This window comes from Massilia pseudoviolaceinigra (assembly GCF_030846505.1).
GTDB classification, from domain to species: domain Bacteria; phylum Pseudomonadota; class Gammaproteobacteria; order Burkholderiales; family Burkholderiaceae_D; genus Telluria_A; species Telluria_A violaceinigra.
Genome location: NZ_JAVCWL010000018.1, coordinates 47,091 through 62,057, shown reverse-complemented (window position 1 = coordinate 62,057; position 14,967 = coordinate 47,091). Strand labels below are relative to the sequence as shown.

The 14,967-nt window shown below is 63.2% G+C and carries 15 protein-coding genes; 11 read left to right on the top strand and 4 right to left on the bottom strand.

Annotated elements, in window-relative coordinates; genetic code table 11:
* Window positions 1-29: 29 nt before the first annotated feature.
* Both RBA40_RS18480 and RBA40_RS18475 read left to right on the top strand, forming a co-directional pair.
* Window positions 30-1,307: a hypothetical protein gene (locus tag RBA40_RS18480; RefSeq protein ID WP_306649237.1), complete on the top strand. Its 1,278-nt coding sequence runs from the start codon at window positions 30-32 to the stop codon at window positions 1,305-1,307.
* Window positions 1,304-2,728 (top strand): C25 family cysteine peptidase, encoded by a 1,425-nt coding sequence (locus tag RBA40_RS18475; protein WP_306649236.1) that lies wholly within the window; start codon window positions 1,304-1,306, stop codon window positions 2,726-2,728. Before RBA40_RS18480 ends, RBA40_RS18475 begins: the two co-directional genes overlap by 4 nt.
* Window positions 2,729-2,736: 8 nt before the next feature.
* Here the strand turns inward: RBA40_RS18475 and RBA40_RS18470 are convergent, their stop codons facing one another.
* A complete protein-coding gene (locus RBA40_RS18470) occupies window positions 2,737-2,922 on the bottom strand; it encodes a hypothetical protein (RefSeq protein WP_306649235.1) in 186 nt (61 codons plus the stop codon).
* Window positions 2,923-3,035: 113 nt separating this feature from the next.
* Here RBA40_RS18470 and RBA40_RS18465 point away from each other — a divergent pair, with 113 nt between their 5' ends.
* Window positions 3,036-3,842 (top strand): ankyrin repeat domain-containing protein, encoded by an 807-nt coding sequence (locus RBA40_RS18465; RefSeq protein WP_306649234.1) that lies wholly within the window; start codon window positions 3,036-3,038, stop codon window positions 3,840-3,842.
* 46 nt (window positions 3,843-3,888) lie between these two features.
* Window positions 3,889-4,392: a DcrB-related protein gene (locus tag RBA40_RS18460; protein ID WP_306649233.1), complete on the top strand. Its 504-nt coding sequence runs from the start codon at window positions 3,889-3,891 to the stop codon at window positions 4,390-4,392.
* A 133-nt stretch (window positions 4,393-4,525) separates the two neighbouring features.
* On the opposite strand, the gene RBA40_RS18455 is transcribed toward RBA40_RS18460, so the two are convergent.
* Entirely contained in the window at window positions 4,526-4,972 is a 447-nt protein-coding gene (locus RBA40_RS18455; protein WP_306649232.1) for a hypothetical protein, read from the bottom strand.
* A gap of 268 nt (window positions 4,973-5,240) precedes the next feature.
* Between RBA40_RS18455 and RBA40_RS18450 the strand changes: the two genes are divergently transcribed.
* From RBA40_RS18450 to RBA40_RS18430, 5 genes are all read left to right on the top strand, one after another.
* Complete coding sequence (locus RBA40_RS18450) at window positions 5,241-5,507, top strand: hypothetical protein (RefSeq protein WP_099874534.1); 267 nt, start codon at window positions 5,241-5,243, stop codon at window positions 5,505-5,507.
* A 296-nt stretch (window positions 5,508-5,803) separates the two neighbouring features.
* Window positions 5,804-6,151 (top strand): ArsR/SmtB family transcription factor, encoded by a 348-nt coding sequence (locus RBA40_RS18445; RefSeq protein ID WP_306649231.1) that lies wholly within the window; start codon window positions 5,804-5,806, stop codon window positions 6,149-6,151.
* Entirely contained in the window at window positions 6,132-6,569 is a 438-nt protein-coding gene (locus RBA40_RS18440; protein ID WP_306649230.1) for a YeeE/YedE family protein, read from the top strand. Before RBA40_RS18445 ends, RBA40_RS18440 begins: the two co-directional genes overlap by 20 nt.
* Window positions 6,566-7,000, top strand: coding sequence for a DUF6691 family protein (locus RBA40_RS18435; RefSeq protein ID WP_306649229.1), 435 nt, complete (start codon window positions 6,566-6,568; stop codon window positions 6,998-7,000). The genes RBA40_RS18440 and RBA40_RS18435 overlap by 4 nt, the downstream gene beginning before the upstream one ends.
* A gap of 117 nt (window positions 7,001-7,117) precedes the next feature.
* A complete protein-coding gene (locus RBA40_RS18430; RefSeq protein WP_306649228.1) occupies window positions 7,118-9,469 on the top strand; it encodes a prolyl oligopeptidase family serine peptidase in 2,352 nt (783 codons plus the stop codon).
* A gap of 80 nt (window positions 9,470-9,549) precedes the next feature.
* Here RBA40_RS18430 and RBA40_RS18425 read toward each other — a convergent pair whose 3' ends face one another.
* Entirely contained in the window at window positions 9,550-10,785 is a 1,236-nt protein-coding gene (locus tag RBA40_RS18425) for a M20/M25/M40 family metallo-hydrolase (protein ID WP_306649227.1), read from the bottom strand.
* A gap of 11 nt (window positions 10,786-10,796) precedes the next feature.
* The gene (locus RBA40_RS18420) at window positions 10,797-12,014 is read right to left on the bottom strand and encodes a urate hydroxylase PuuD (protein WP_306649226.1); all 1,218 of its coding nucleotides are present in this window, start codon (window positions 12,012-12,014) and stop codon (window positions 10,797-10,799) included.
* A gap of 122 nt (window positions 12,015-12,136) precedes the next feature.
* Between RBA40_RS18420 and RBA40_RS18415 the strand changes: the two genes are divergently transcribed.
* Window positions 12,137-13,075: a LysR substrate-binding domain-containing protein gene (locus RBA40_RS18415; RefSeq protein ID WP_306623361.1), complete on the top strand. Its 939-nt coding sequence runs from the start codon at window positions 12,137-12,139 to the stop codon at window positions 13,073-13,075.
* Window positions 13,076-13,157: 82 nt separating this feature from the next.
* Entirely contained in the window at window positions 13,158-14,903 is a 1,746-nt protein-coding gene (locus tag RBA40_RS18410; protein WP_306649225.1) for an allantoate amidohydrolase, read from the top strand.
* The last annotated feature ends 64 nt before the right edge of the window (window positions 14,904-14,967 follow it).

Here is a 14,967-nt window from a genome sequence, read left to right as displayed (position 1 = left end):
GCGCCATTCCAGGAACAGACGCCAGCTATGTGCTGGTGGCCGTGAATGCACAAGGCGGCGAACCGTCGCCCGATCCGGATTGGCCGCAAGGACCGATCAGCGCACGCGCGATCCAAACGGTAGTGGAGGACGGCATCACCGACGTCTTCCTGTGGAGTCACGGCTGGAAAGGCGCTGTGCGCGACGCCGTCGATCAATACGACCGCTGGATCGGCGCTTTTGCCGCCCGCAGCGCGGATCGCGCGCAGATGCTGCAACGCCAGCCTGGTTTCAAGGAAATGCACATCGGATTTCACTGGCCCAGCCTGGCCTGGGGCAATGAAGCGCTGGCACCGGGCGCCAGTTTCGCGCCCGGATCCGGCGCCTCCGTGCAATCGCTGGAAGATCACTACGCCAGCGAATTGGGTGATACGCCCGCTGTGCGCGCCGCGCTGCACAAGCTGTTCGCCGATTTGCGGACCAATTGCGCTGAATATGACTTGACCGACGCGGCCCGCGAAGCGTATCTGGAGCTCGACCAGGCGCTCGCACTGGGCGATGGCGGCGCGCCCGGCGACGGCGCGGCGGATCGGGCGAAGTTCGATCCTGACCAAGCCCTGGTGGACGACGACAACGTGGCGTTCGGTGGCGGCGCGCTTGCCAGCAGATTGCTCGCACCGCTGCGCCAGCTGACCTTCTGGACCATGAAGAAGCGGGCCAAGACCGTAGGTGAGGACGGCCTTCATCCTTTACTGGTAAAACTGCAGCAATCGGCCCCCGCGCTCAGAATTCATCTGATGGGGCATAGTTTCGGCTGCATCGTCATGAGCTCCGCCGTGCTCGGCCGGCAGGCTGGCGCCGCGCTTGTGCGTCCGATCGACTCGTGCGTCCTGGTGCAGGGAGCGACCTCCCTGTGGGCATTCGCCAGGTCCAATCCACTTCAAAGCGATGTGCCAGGCTACTTCAGCAACATACTGGCCAATAAACTGGTGCGTGGTCCGCTGGTGTGCACGCAATCGAAATACGACTACGCCGTGGGAAAAATCTATCCGTGGGCGGCTGGTGTCGCCAATCAGGTTTCTTTCGGCCTGCCGCAATTCGGCGCGATCGGCACTCATGGCATCTGCGGCATTGCCGATGGCAAGGCACTGTTCATGCATGCGCAAGCGGATGCCTATCAGTTCGCGCCCGGCTGCGTCTACAACGTCGACGGCAGCCAATACATTCGCAAGCTCGATGGCCTGTCCGGCGCCCACAGCGATATTGCCGGGCCTGAAGTGGCGCATCTGATCTGGCAAGCGGCGATGTCCGCGCAGGAGGCCGCATGACGGACGAATCGGACGCCCCTCTGTCATTCGGTATCCATGCCGATACCGGCAGGCCGCTGGGCGATGCAAGCGAGGGCCTGGACGCGACGCGCATGCACGCGGCGGAAGTCAAATTGCGCACCCTTACCGAAGCCATGGATCGCAGCGGCGATGTGTTTGGCGTGCCCAGCGAAATCGATCCGGACAATCTCGCGGAAGCCGGTTGGGGCATCATATTCGCGGCCGGCGCGGACCCTACTCCTTACCTGGATGCCATGGATGAGCTGGTGGCCTTGCGACGCCGGCAAGCAGGCGAATATTTTCGCATTTTCAGTGGCCCCGACGGCTATCGGCCCGGCGAGACCGCCAATCAATGGCTGGTCCGCCATGGCTCGGCATTCACCCTGATCGACCCCGACTCAGGCGTACCCTATTATCTGACAATTGTCGGCCCGCCCACCGACGTGCCGTTCGAGTTTCAATACGCACTCGATATTGTCGCGGCAGTCGGCCGGCTCGATTTCACTTCGCTGGCGGACTTGTCGGCCTACGCGCGCAGCGTGGTTTCCTTTGAAAACAACGCGGCCCTGATGACCAGGCGCCAGATCGAGCTGTTTGCCACATGCCACGACTTTGACCGCGCTTCGCAACTGTTCACCAAGCAGGTCGCCATTCCGTGGAGCACCGGCGGCGCAAAAGCAGTCCCTCTGGGAAAAAAATTCGGCTTCTCGCTCAATCCCACCCTGCAAGAGCAGGCAACCAAGGAAGCGTTGACGCGCATTCTCAACAATGTCGGCGCACCACCATCGATCCTGTTCACCGGGACGCACGGCATGGCGTTCAGTGTCGACGATCAACGACAGGCGGAAAACCAGGGAGCACTGGTCTGCCACGAGTGGCCCGGCTATGGCGGCATCTCCAGCGAGCACTGGTTCGCTGCCAGCGATGTGCCGGCGGACGCCAACGTGCACGGAATGATTCATTTTTTCTTTGCCTGTTATGGGGCTGGCACACCCGAGTTCGATAACTTTCACTTTCAAGAAACGCAGTCGCGCATCATGCCGAAGCCGGCGACATCGCGGCTACCGCAAACACTGATGGCCTTGCCGCAAGGCGGTGTGCTCGCTTCGCTGGGACATGTCGATCGGGCGTGGGCCTCCAGCTTCCAGTCCGAGCGTGGCGTGGCCCAGACACAAGGGTTCCGCGACGTGCTCGGCCTGCTCATGGCAGGCCAGCGCATCGGCCACGCCACCAATCAATTCAATGGCCAGTGGGGGGTGTTAAGTACGGAACTGGTCAATATGCTGCAGGAAAAACTGTATGGGAAGGCGGTGCGCGAATCCGCGTTGCTGGCGGCGCGTATCGCCCGGGATGACTGCCGCAACTATGTGGTGCTGGGCGACCCTGCCATCAAACTACGGCCGGAGCCACGCGCTGTCTGAAGATATTCTCACGCGGGGCGCTTGAAGGCGACACGCATGCCGATGAGCAGGAAACATGTTAACCGGATCGGCCGCCCGAGGGCTTGCGCCACGCTGTCGCTGTCGGACGTGGCAATCGCTCCGCCGCTGGCGCCGCCTTCTGGCAGATCGAAAGGAATGCATGCGCATACGGTACGAATTGTCGACGATGGCATGATTTGCTAGAATCAATCTTATTGTTTTTATATTTAACATATGGTCGAGCAAGATCACCTGCTCGCCGACCTGGGACACGCATGCCAAAAAACCACCGTTTCGCTGCCCGGCAATGAATAACGCTCCCCGTGCCGCGATGCTGCTTGCCTGCGTGCTGAGCCTGCCACTTGCCTGGGCGGCACCGCTGCCAAACCAGCCTTCCGCGCTCCAGCGCTGTCCCGCCAGCGACGACGGGGCCGACCAACGCCGCGCGGCCGACAAGCCGTCTGTCCGCGCGCCACGCATCTTTGGCGCCCTCGGCAAGGAGCGCCACGCCGCGCTGAAAAAAGCCCTGGCCGCCGGCGACAATCCGAATGCATGCCATGGCGGTGTCACGCCCCTGATAATGACGGCGTCCAGAGGCGATGTCGACGCCATCCATATGCTGCACCAGGCCGGCGCCGTGCTCGATGCGCCGCAAAGCGCGCACGGAGGCACCGCGCTGCACGCGGCGCTCGCCAGCGGCCAGTGGTCCGCCGCCCGCGCCCTCCTCGACCGCGGCGCCGATACGCGTCAGCGCGACGACGACGGCAACACAGCCTTGCACCACTTGGCCAACAGCGCCCACCACGCGGACGTGCGCGGGCAAGCCACGCTGGCCGACATGATGCTCAAGCTCGGTGCCGTGATTGACCAGCCCGGGGTGCATGCGGCTACGCCGCTGATGCTGTCCATCGAAGGCGGCAATCTGGAACTGAGCGCTTTCCTGGTGGACCAGGGCGCCGACCCGGCCCTGCGTAACGCGCGCGGCGAAAACGCGCTGGCCATCGCGCGCCGGCGCGCCCTGCCCGCCATGGTCGCCATGCTGGAGCGCTGCATCGGCCAGCGTCCGCCGCGCTGCGCGAACATCAGCACGCCGCCACGCTACTCGACCAAGTAGCACCACGCCGATTACTTTTTGACTCCCCAGAAAACGGATATAGCGCATGAGCGAGAACACAGCAGCAAGCAGCACCGAGCCGGCGCCCCGCGTCGGCATCCACGAAGGCAGCATCGGACTGCCTCCGGGCTACCAGGACAACACCACCAATATCTTCGTGCCGGCCGACCTGCAAAACCAGCCCAACCTGAGCATCGCGCGCGACTGGCTGGCCGAGGGCGAAACCCTCACCACGTATGTCGACCGCCAGCTTGGCCTGCTCAAGGCGCGCATGCCCGGCCACAAACTGCTGGCACGCGCGCCGGAGCGCCTTGGCTCGCACCAGCCGGAAATGTCGGGCGAACGGATCGAGGCGCAGTACAAGAACGGAGCCCAGACGATCCGCCAGCGCCAGGCCGCCTTTTTGATCGGACCGAAACGCGCGCTGATCCTGACCGCCGCCACCGCACGTCCGTTCGACGAACGTTTCGAGACCCTGTGGCGCACTTGGCTCGACAGTTTTGCGCCACCCGCCAGCGCCGATGGAGACGCTGCTCCAGCCGACGCGTAAAACCCGACGTAATGCCGCCATGCTCGAAGCTGGCCGCATTACCGACCTCATTGCCCACACCAGCGCACTACATTTCTCCTCGCAAGGCAGACAAACAAGCGGACGCGTTCGGTCGCCTGCGGGGTGAAGATCGCTATCCCGCCCGACCGGCGAACATGCCCCACCGATTGCGAAAGCAACGCCCATACGCCTTCGCCACCGCCACCTTTCCTTGCGCCGTTCTCAACGTAACGGTGCAAACGAAAGGATCGCCCTGATATTCCATGGGGATCGCACCCTCGGGTGCTTCTGCATTGAACTGTATGTATACATTCGCATCCGCAAGCTCATCGGACGAAATGCCCTTGTCGGCCAGCGCCCGTTGCAAAAACCCCGTGTAGTTTTTAGCGACCTGGCAGGCGCTGCGCGAGGACGGTATGGCCACACCGTCGAGCAATTGCAGCTGGAAAGCATAGTCCGGCGCCTTGGCGTCCTTGTACAGTTCTCCGAGCGCCCAGTAGCCGCCCACATCGTTGTTGCGGCTGATGAAGGACTGGGATACGCCGGCGGCCACATGATTGAACGTTTTAAGTTTTGTCATTCATCCACGCCTGAATAGCTCAAACAGGCAGCATAGCGCATCACATCGGGGCTGCAATCCCCCCCTGCATTTGCCCCTTTATTCATATTGATATACGGACATGTCATATTGCCCAACGACATCACTGGCGCGAATAATGCATATAGCTGCGAAAATGCTGATATTACCGATGGTGATATGAGGCATCATAAATCAAAATTTTCTTTATACCTCGGACTCTCTTATACTGCACTGCAACAACGCAATTTAATCCCCAGGAGAGTTCCAAATGAGCAGCGCCACCTACACCCAACCGACGAACCAAAGCTTCCGCCATTACCTGACCGACGTCAGCAATGCGGCGCGTGCCTTTGCCGCAGCGCTGTTTGCCGCGCAAGAGCGCCAGTTCATCGCGCAGGAAGTAGCGGTCAAGCCGACCCAGAACGACCGGGCGCGCATGCGCAGCCATCGCAAGCTGATCGTCATGGCAAATGCTTACCAGCACATGCATCCTAGCCTGGCGGCTGAATTGCGCAATCTGGCTTCGCGGGGTTGATCATGGAAGTCATCGAATACCTCCCGGGCGCGCTGGCAGCGATTGCGTTGGCCGTTCGCATCGCCATTTTCTTTCGCGATGGCCCGGAGCCAGAGCAAGACCAGCAAGACGTGTAAATCTCACCGGCCGCGCTCGTGGCCGGGTGTTTTTCCGCGCTGCCACCGCTGCAGCGCACCCCTTCCCCCTCCTCCGCCTCGATCCCGGCACTCCCGGTCCTGAACATCTGATCTGCACATATTCTATCTTGTGATATATTATCCAGATTGATATTGATGGTTGTCGCCGCGCCCATGCCCATGCTGGAAAATTCACTCGATCTCGAACGCTTCGCCGCTGGCGCGGACCAGGCGTGCGCGCTGTTAAAAGTGCTGGTCAACCGCGACCGCCTGCTGTTGCTGTGCCAGCTGTCGCACCATGAGCGCAACGTGGGGGAACTGGAAGAAGTGACCGGCATTCGCCAGCCGACGCTGTCGCAACAGCTTACCGTCCTGCGCAACGAACAACTGGTCAGTACACGGCGCGCCGGCAAGCAGATTTTCTACTCGCTCAGCAGCGCGCCGGCCAGCGCCGTCATGGATGTGCTGTACCAGCAGTTCTGTTCACCGACCCCGGAGAAAAAAGACGATGCCACCGCTCAGTCCTGACCTCGTCCGCGCGCTGGCCGGCGGCGCCCTGATCGGCCTCGCCGCCGCGATGTTCCTGTTGCTAAATGGCCGCATCGCCGGCATCAGCGGCATCCTCGGCGGGCTGCTGCGTCCGGTTCGGAGCGAACTCGGCTGGCGCATCGCCTTTCTCCTGGGACTGGTGCTCTCACCTCTGGTGTTCGTGCTGTTCGCTCCCCTGCCCCAGGTGCACGTCGACGCCGGCAAGGCGAGCCTGATCGTGGGCGGTGTGCTGGTGGGACTGGGCACCCGCTACGGGTCCGGCTGCACCAGCGGGCATGGCGTGTGCGGCATCGCGCGCCTGTCGCCCCGCTCGCTGGCCGCGAGCGCCACCTTCATGCTGGCCGGCTTCGTCACCGTCTTCGTGCTGCGCCACCTCTTAGGATTCGGAGCCTCATGAAATACGTCAGCGCGGCTTTCGCCAGCGGCCTGGTCTTTGGACTTGGCCTGATCCTCTCGGGCATGACCGATCCGGCCAAGGTGATCGGCTTTCTCGACTTGGCCGGCGACTTCAATCCGGCGCTGGCGTTTGTGATGGCCGGCGCCATTCCGGTGGCGGCGGTCGCCTTCCGCATCGCGGCCCGGCGTTCAACCGCGCTGCTTGGCGCAGCGTTGCACCTGCCCCCGGCCGGCAAGATCGACCAGCGCCTGCTGATCGGTGCGCTGACCTTCGGCGCGGGCTGGGGCGTGGCCGGCTACTGCCCCGGTCCCGCGCTGGCATCGCTGGCGACCGGCAGCAGCGATGCCCTGGTTTTCGTCGCGACCATGCTGGGCGGGATGCTGCTCTTTGAATTGATCGAATCGATCCGTAAGGCACGCCGCGCGCGATAGACCGGGTGCGCAATGTTGTGCGGCGGCGCCAGCCGCCCACACCCACCGCGCCTGCGCTAGAATGCGATCCTGCAACTTCTCGCATTTCCTTTCATTTCCTCTCGAACTGTATTTACCATGCGCCTATTTGTCCTACCCCTCCTGGCCGCGATGTGGGCGATCCCCGCCGTCGCCGCCACGCCCATCAGCCTCGATCAGGCGATGGCCCACCCCGACTGGATCGGCACGCCGGCGGAAACCGCCTGGTGGAGCTGGGACGGCAAGCAGGTGTTTTACAAACAGAAGCGCACCGGTTCCCAACTGCGCGACATCTACCAGGCCGCGCCCGGAAAACCACGTTTGGTTGGCGACGCCGAGCTGGCCAATCTGGACAGCGACAAGGTCATCTACAATCGCGAGCGCACGCGCTCCATCATGCTGCGCAACGGCGACCTGTTCGAGCGCGATCTCAAAAGCGGCGCGCTGACCCAGATTACGCGCGGCAGCAACGGCCTGGCCGCGCCCCAGTACTCCGCCGACGGGCGCAGCGTGCAGTTCCGCGTCGGCCATGAATGGCTCGGCTGGAACCGCGCCGACCGCCTGATCTCGCCCCTGGCCGCGGCGCACGCCACCAAGGACCCCGCCGCCGCGCCGGACGCCGACAACCTGCGCGACCTCCAACTACGCCTGATCTCCACCCTCAAGCGCCAGAAGGACGACCGCGACGCGGGCCGCGACCGCGCCGAACAGGAACGCCGCGCCGATCCCACGCGCGCGCCGGCGCCGATCTACCTGGGCGACAAGGTCGTCATCGACGGCAGCGCCCTGTCGCCTGACGGCCGCTGGCTGCTGCTGGTGACCGCACCCAAGGCCACCGACAAGGGCCGCGTCGGCAAGCTGCCGCGCTACGTGACCGAATCGGGCTACGAAGAATTCGACGACCAGCGTCCGCGCGTCGGCCGCAACGCACCGGTTTCGCACACACTGAAGCTGGTCAACCTGGCCACGCGCGAGATGCGCGACCTGTCCTTCGACAGCCTGCCCGGCATCGGCGTCGACCCGCTGGCGGACCTGCGCAAGGCGCAAAAACTGCCCGAACTGAAAGGCAACCGCGTGGTGCGCGTCGATGACGATGGCGCCGCGGTCGAATGGAACCGCAGCGGCACAGGCCTGGCCGTGATGCTGCGCGCCGCCGACAACAAGGACCGCTGGATCGCCACCGTCGACCTGGCCGGCGCCACGCTCAAGCCGGCCCACCGCGTCACCGACAATGCCTGGGTCAACTCGGGTAACAACGAATTCGGCTGGCTGCCCGACAACAGCACGCTGTGGTACCTCTCCGAAGAGAGCGGCTACGCGCATCTGTACACCCGCGCCAGCGACGGCAAGACGCGCGCGCTCACGCAGGGCAAGTGGGAAGCGACCCGCATCCAGTGGTCGGCCGACGGCACCACGGCCTTCATGATGTGCAACCCGAAGAACCCGGGTACGTACGAAGTGTGCTCGGTCTCGGCCGTCGATGCCAGGCTGCGCGAAGTGACGGCGCTCGAAGGCGTCGAGCAGTTTGCATTGTCGCCGGACGAACGCAAGCTGCTGGTGCACTATTCGTCGAGCTACATGCCGGCGCAGCTGGCAACCATCGCAGCCAGTGGCGGCGCGCCCGTCAAGCTGACCGATACGCGCTCGTCCGACTTCAAGGCGCGCAGCTGGATCGAGCCGCAGTACGTGGCAGTGCCGTCGACCAAAGGGGCGGGCCAGATCTGGGGCAAGCTGTATCGTCCGGCGAATCTGGAACCGGGCAAGAAGTACCCGATCGTGATGTTCGTGCACGGCGCGGGCTACCTGCAGAATGTCAGCAAGCGCTATCCGGTGTACTTCCGCGAGCAGATGTTCCACAACCTGCTGGTCGAGAAGGGCTACATCGTGCTCGATCTGGACTATCGCGCGTCAAGAGGCTACGGGAGCGCCTGGCGCACGGCCATCTATCGCCAGATGGGCTATCCGGAGCTGGAAGATTACGTCGATGGCGTGAACTGGATGGCGGCGAACCACCAGGGCGACCTGAAAAACGTGGGCGTGTACGGCGGCAGTTATGGCGGCTTCATGACCTTCATGGCGCTGATGCGCGAGCCGGAGATGTTCAAGTCAGGCGCGGCGCTGCGGCCCGTGACCGACTGGACGACGTATAACCACGAGTACACCGCGAACATTCTCAATACGCCTGATCTGGATCCGGAAGCGTACCGCAAGTCGTCGCCGATCGAGTACGCGGACAAGCTGCGCGGACACCTGCTGATCTCGCACGGGATGGTGGACGATAACGTGTTCTACCAGGATTCGGTACGCATCGCGCAGCGCTTGATCGAGCTGAAAAAGGATCACTGGGAGCTGGCCAGCTACCCGCTGGAACGCCACGCGTTCGTGCAGCCGGAGAGCTGGTATGACCAGTATCGCCGGATCTACCAGCTGTTTGAGCGGACGTTGAAGTAACGGTCCGCGCACTTACCACTAACCCACGAGCCGTCTCTCCCGCGCCAAGGCGGCACTCGGCGGGAGAGACAGAGCGGATGTCAGTGCCCGAGAAAATCCAGCAACGTCAACGCCACCACCTTGGTGGCCTTGCGCAAATCCTCCAGCGCCAGGCGTTCATCGGCTTTCTTCGCATTCGACTCCGGCACCGTACGCGGTCCCGCGCCATACAGCACCGCCGGAATTCCGTGCTCGCCATACAAACGCGCATCCGCATACAGCGGCGTTCCCTGCGCCGTAATCTCCTCGCCGATCACCTGCCTGCCATTCTTCTGCAAGCTCGCCACCAGCTTGTCCGACCCCGGCAACGGCCGCAACGCGTGCGACAGCAGCAGGCGCCTGATCTCGACCCGAATCCCCGGCTCGCCACGAACGGCATCCTCGATCAGTGCCCTCACCTGCGCTTCCACCGCGACCGGATCTTCTTCCGGAATCATGCGCCGGTCCATCTTCAGCACGACCTTCCCCGGCACCACGTTGGTATTGGTGCCGCCATCGATGCGCCCCACCAGCATGGTCGGCGAATCGATGCCCGCCACCTTCGACTTGATTTTTTTCAGTTCCGGCAGCTGTCCGTAAATCGCAGTCAGAATGCGTGTTGCCGCCTGCAGTGCATCGTGCCCGGTTTCCGGCATGGCGCCATGACCCGACTTGCCGTGCACCGTCACTTCCAGCTGCAGGCAGGCGTTATGCGCCGTGACGATGTTGTAGCTGAAGCCCGCCGCGATGACGAAATCGGGCTTGGTCAGCTTTTGTTCGAGCAGCCAGCCCGGTCCGAGCAAACCGCCGAATTCCTCGTCGTAGGTGAAATGCAGTTCAAGACCGCCCTTGAGCGGCACGCCCAGCGCTTCGAGCGCGCGCACGGCGAAAATATACGTCGAAAAATCGCACTTCGACACCGCCGCCGCGCGTCCGTAAATGAAACCATCTTCGACCACGCCGCCATACGGCGGATGCACCCAGCCTTCGCCCGGTGGCACCACGTCGCCATGCGCATTGAGCGCAATGGTCGGCCCGCCTGCCGCATAGGGCCGACGCACGATCAGGTTGGTGATGCTCTCCATGCCGTAGTCGCGCACCGCCTGCGCCGGCACCGCATGCTTCTCGGCGCTCCAGCCGAATGCTTCCACCATCGTGGCCACGGCATCCGCGTGCGGCGCATTGTTTCCCGGCGGCGTATCGGTTGGAATGCGGATCACCTGCTGCAAGAACGCCACCTGTTCATCGAAGTGGGCGTCGATCCAGTCAATCAGTTCTTCTTGTGCTCGCATTGTCATTGCTGTCATTCCTATTTAGCGCCGGCTTCGAACCACGCGGCGACCTGCGCGCGCTCGGCATCGGTCATGTTGGTCAGGTTCGCGATCGGCATGGCTTTGAGCTGCACCGACTGCTGGTAAATCTTCGCTGCGTTCTGGCGAATCAGTTCCGCGTTGTGCAGCATGACGCCGGCCGGCGCGCTGGCAAACCCGGGCTGGGTCGGTCGCTCGGCGTGGCACGTCGCGCAGCGCTGTATGACGATGGCCTGCACCTGCGCGAACTGCGCCGCCGGATCGACGCCCGCGGCCGCAGCGGCAGGCGCCTTGGGCGCAATGGCGATGGCTACGGCCAGCAGCAGCGCCACGCCGGCCACCGGATACCTCCACTCCACGCGGCCCTTGTGGCGCAGGTTGAAGAAGTGGCGGATCAATACGCCGGCCGCCATGATCCCGGCCAGCACCGCCCACGCATGCTCGTGGCGGTACGTCATGGCGTAGTGATTGCTGATCATGATGAACAGGACCGGCAGGGTGAAGTAGTTGTTATGCACGCTGCGCTGCTTGGCCTTGAGGCCGTGAATCGGGTCCGGCTTCTGGCCGGCCATCATCGCGGCCACCATCTTGCGCTGTCCCGGAATGATCAGCATCAGCACATTGGCCACCATCATGGTGCCGATCATCGCGCCCACGTGGATGTAGGCGGCGCGCCCGCTCAGGTATTTGTTCAGCACATACGCGCTGGCGACCAGGAACAGGAACATCACGATCCCGAACGGCAGGTCGCGCTTACCGAGCGGGGAACGGCACAGCAGGTCGTACACCGTCCAGCCGAGCACCAGGCTGCCGATACCGATGCCGATCGCCTGCAAGGAACTCAGGTCCGCCACGGCCTTATCGACCATCATCGCCTGCGCGTTGAAGTAATAGACGATGGTGAGCAGCGCAAAACCGGACAGCCAGGTGGAATAGGCTTCCCACTTGAACCAGTGCAGCTCCTTGGGTAGTTCGGCCGGCGCCACCAGGTATTTTTGCGGGTTATAGAAACCACCGCCATGCACCGCCCACAATTCGCCCGACACGCCCTTGTTGGCCAGGTCGGAACCCGGCGCGGGAGGGCGGATGGTGTTGTCTAACCAGACGAAATAGAACGAGGCGCCAATCCAGGCGATGCCGGTGATAAGGTGCAGCCAGCGCACGATGAGGTTGAGCCATTCGAGGCCGTAGGGGATCAGGTATCCGAACACTTCCATGGGGTTCCTTGTTGCGTGGGCTGCGGCGATAGTAGCGCGAATTTACCCAAGATAAACTGATTCAAGTGCCACAACATGAAATATGGCGTATATTCGACATACTCGAATTCATATACATACCGATGTCCAGCCTTCCCCAACACCTCGACCTGCACCTGATCCGCATTTTGTACCTGCTGCTGGTCGAAAAAAACGTCTCGCGCGTGGCGCTCAAGCTCAATCAGCCGCAGCCCTCGATCTCGGCATCGCTGCGCAAACTGCGCGAGCTGACCGGCGACCCGCTGCTGGTGCGCGGCGCACGCGGCATGGTGCCGACCCAGCACGGCGAAAGCCTGCTCAAGCCGGCCAAGCGCATCCTCGACGAAACCGAAAGCCTGTTCGTCAAGAAATCGCCCTTCATGCCGCAGGAAGAAGCGCGTACCTTCCACATCGCCGCGCCGGATTACCTCGACAGCCAATTCTTGCCGAACGTGGTGGCGGCGCTGCGGCGCGGATCACCCAACAGCCGCGTGGTGATCCACAGCCTTGGCGGTGGCGTGGACTACATCCGCATGCTGTCGGATGGCGACATGGACCTCGTCATCGCCAACTGGGACGAGCCACCCGCGCATCTGCACATTTCCAAGCTGTTCGAGGACCCGATCATCTGCACCATGCGCGCCGACAGCCCGTACGCCAAACGCACGGCCAGCGATGCGATGACGATCGAAGACTATCTGACCCTGCCCCACGTGGCGCCGTCCCAGATGCTGCCCGGTTACCACGGCGTGATCGACTCCTTCCTCGAACGCCAGGGCATGCAGCGCAAGGTGGCGGTGGAATCGGCCTATTTCGGCCTGATTCCGTATATGCTGACACAGACCGACCTGGTACTGACCACCGGGCGCCAGTTCATGCGCTTTTATGAAAAGACGCTGCCGCTCAAAAGCTTCACGGTGCCGGTGAAATTCCCGCCGATGCGGTTTTACCAATTGTGGCACGAACGCGTGCACCAGGCGCCCGAACACAAATGGCTGCGCGACCAGGTCAGCGCCGCTGCCAAGGCGCTGGTGCAGAAGTAGCGATAGCGGTTATCAGCTGGCTCGTATGTGTACAACGCAGCCAGCGCTTATGATCGGTAATCAAAGATGGAATACCCATAACATGACTACATTGACGGATTTGAACAGCTGCGACGCGGCGGCCTTTGTCGACACCCTGCGCGGCATTTACGAACATTCGCCATGGATTCCGGAACGCGCATTGTCCGCTCGCCCGTTCGCGACCGTGACGGCGCTCAAATACGCGCTGCAAACGGCAGTGACCAAGGCCAGCGTCGACGAACAGCTTGGCCTGATCCGCGCCCACCCAGAACTGGCCGGCAAAGCGGCCATCGCCGGTGAACTGACGCAGGAGTCGACCAATGAGCAGGCCAAGTCCGGCCTGAACCTGTGCAGCGCGGAAGAATACGCGACCCTGCACAAGCTCAATGCCGACTACAACGCGCGCTTCGGCTTTCCGTTCATCCTCGCGGTGAAAGGCCCGGACGGCAACGGCCTGACCCGCCGCGCCATCATCGACACCTTCACGCGGCGCCTGAAAAACCAGCGTCCCGACGAGATGGCCGAATGCCTGCGCCAGATTCACCGCATCGCCGAACTGCGCATCAACGACCTGCTCACACTGACGCCCGTATTCGGTCCCACCGTGATGCAATGGGCCGAAACCATCGGCGCATGGAGCGAGGCCGATGATGGCCTGACCTGCTCCTACATGACCGGCGTGCACCAGCGCACCGCCGCGCAACTGGCCGAATGGATGCGCGACGCCGGCATGGAAACCTGCATCGACGCCGTGGGCAACGTGGTCGGACGCTATCTGTCGGCTGACCCGGATGCAAAGACGCTGATGACCGGCTCGCACTACGACACCGTGCGCGATGGCGGCAAGTACGACGGGCGCCTAGGCATCCTGCTGCCGATTGCGGTGGTGCGCCACTTGCACGAACGCGGCGAACGCCTGCCCTATCACCTCGAAGTGGTGGGCTTCGCCGAGGAAGAAGGCGTTCGCTTTCGTAGTACCTTCTTGGGCAGTAACGCGGTGATCGGGCAGTTCGACATGGCGCTGCTGGAACAGGTCGATGCCGACGGCGTCACCATGCTGCAGGCGCTGACGGCCGCCGGCCACCATCCCGGCGCGATAGCGTCGATCGCGCGCAATCCTGAAGGTCTGCTGGGTTTTGTGGAAGTGCATATCGAACAAGGGCCGGTGCTGCTGGAGCGCGGCCTGGCGGTGGGCGTGGTGACGGCGATTGCCGGCAGCTCGCGCTACCTGGTCGACCTGACCGGGCTGGCCAGCCACGCGGGCACCACGCCTATGAACATGCGCAAGGATGCCGCTGCTGCCGCGGCGGAGATCGTACTGCTGGTGGAGCGGCGCTGCAGCGGCGCCGGGTCGCTGGTGGGCACGGTGGGACAGCTGCAGGTGCCGAATGGATCGGTCAATGTGATTCCAGGCCACTGCAAGCTGTCGCTGGACATCCGCGCTGCGGACGACGCTGTGCGCCATGCGGCGGTCAAGGAAATATTGGACGGCATCGAGGCGATCTGCGGACGGCGCCATGTGGAAGTGGAGGTCGAGCAGATCGTGTCGGCACCGGCCGCGCCATGCGCGCCGGCGCTGATGGATCAACTGGGCGATGCAATCGAACGCGCCGGCCTGCCGCGTTACGACCTCGCTTCCGGCGCCGGGCACGATGCGATGGCAATGGCGAAGATTACCGATGTGGCGATGCTGTTCACACGGTGCGGCAACGGTGGGATCAGCCATAACCGGCTGGAGACGATGACAGGGGATGATGCAGAGCTGGCAGCGCAGGTGCTGCTAGACTTCCTGCGCAGCCTCACATAGCCCCGTCGTTCCCGCGCAGGCGGGAACCCAAGTGTGTTGAGCCGCCTAGGCTGCGGTACGAAAT

What these genes read in the sequence shown, in the direction of transcription:
- RBA40_RS18440 (WP_306649230.1), top strand. Translation starts at nt 6,132, where the DNA reads ATGCCACCGCTCAGTCCTGACCTCGTCCGCGCGCTGGCCGGCGGCGCC.
- RBA40_RS18415 (WP_306623361.1), top strand. Translation starts at nt 12,137, where the DNA reads ATGTCCAGCCTTCCCCAACACCTCGACCTGCACCTGATCCGCATTTTG.
- RBA40_RS18470 (WP_306649235.1), bottom strand. Translation starts at nt 2,922, where the DNA reads ATGCCATCGTCGACAATTCGTACCGTATGCGCATGCATTCCTTTCGAT.
- RBA40_RS18420 (WP_306649226.1), bottom strand. Translation starts at nt 12,014, where the DNA reads ATGGAAGTGTTCGGATACCTGATCCCCTACGGCCTCGAATGGCTCAAC.
- RBA40_RS18435 (WP_306649229.1), top strand. Translation starts at nt 6,566, where the DNA reads ATGAAATACGTCAGCGCGGCTTTCGCCAGCGGCCTGGTCTTTGGACTT.
- RBA40_RS18410 (WP_306649225.1), top strand. Translation starts at nt 13,158, where the DNA reads ATGACTACATTGACGGATTTGAACAGCTGCGACGCGGCGGCCTTTGTC.
- RBA40_RS18450 (WP_099874534.1), top strand. Translation starts at nt 5,241, where the DNA reads ATGAGCAGCGCCACCTACACCCAACCGACGAACCAAAGCTTCCGCCAT.
- RBA40_RS18455 (WP_306649232.1), bottom strand. Translation starts at nt 4,972, where the DNA reads ATGACAAAACTTAAAACGTTCAATCATGTGGCCGCCGGCGTATCCCAG.
- RBA40_RS18475 (WP_306649236.1), top strand. Translation starts at nt 1,304, where the DNA reads ATGACGGACGAATCGGACGCCCCTCTGTCATTCGGTATCCATGCCGAT.
- RBA40_RS18465 (WP_306649234.1), top strand. Translation starts at nt 3,036, where the DNA reads ATGAATAACGCTCCCCGTGCCGCGATGCTGCTTGCCTGCGTGCTGAGC.
- RBA40_RS18445 (WP_306649231.1), top strand. Translation starts at nt 5,804, where the DNA reads ATGCTGGAAAATTCACTCGATCTCGAACGCTTCGCCGCTGGCGCGGAC.
- RBA40_RS18430 (WP_306649228.1), top strand. Translation starts at nt 7,118, where the DNA reads ATGCGCCTATTTGTCCTACCCCTCCTGGCCGCGATGTGGGCGATCCCC.
- RBA40_RS18425 (WP_306649227.1), bottom strand. Translation starts at nt 10,785, where the DNA reads ATGACAATGCGAGCACAAGAAGAACTGATTGACTGGATCGACGCCCAC.
- RBA40_RS18460 (WP_306649233.1), top strand. Translation starts at nt 3,889, where the DNA reads ATGAGCGAGAACACAGCAGCAAGCAGCACCGAGCCGGCGCCCCGCGTC.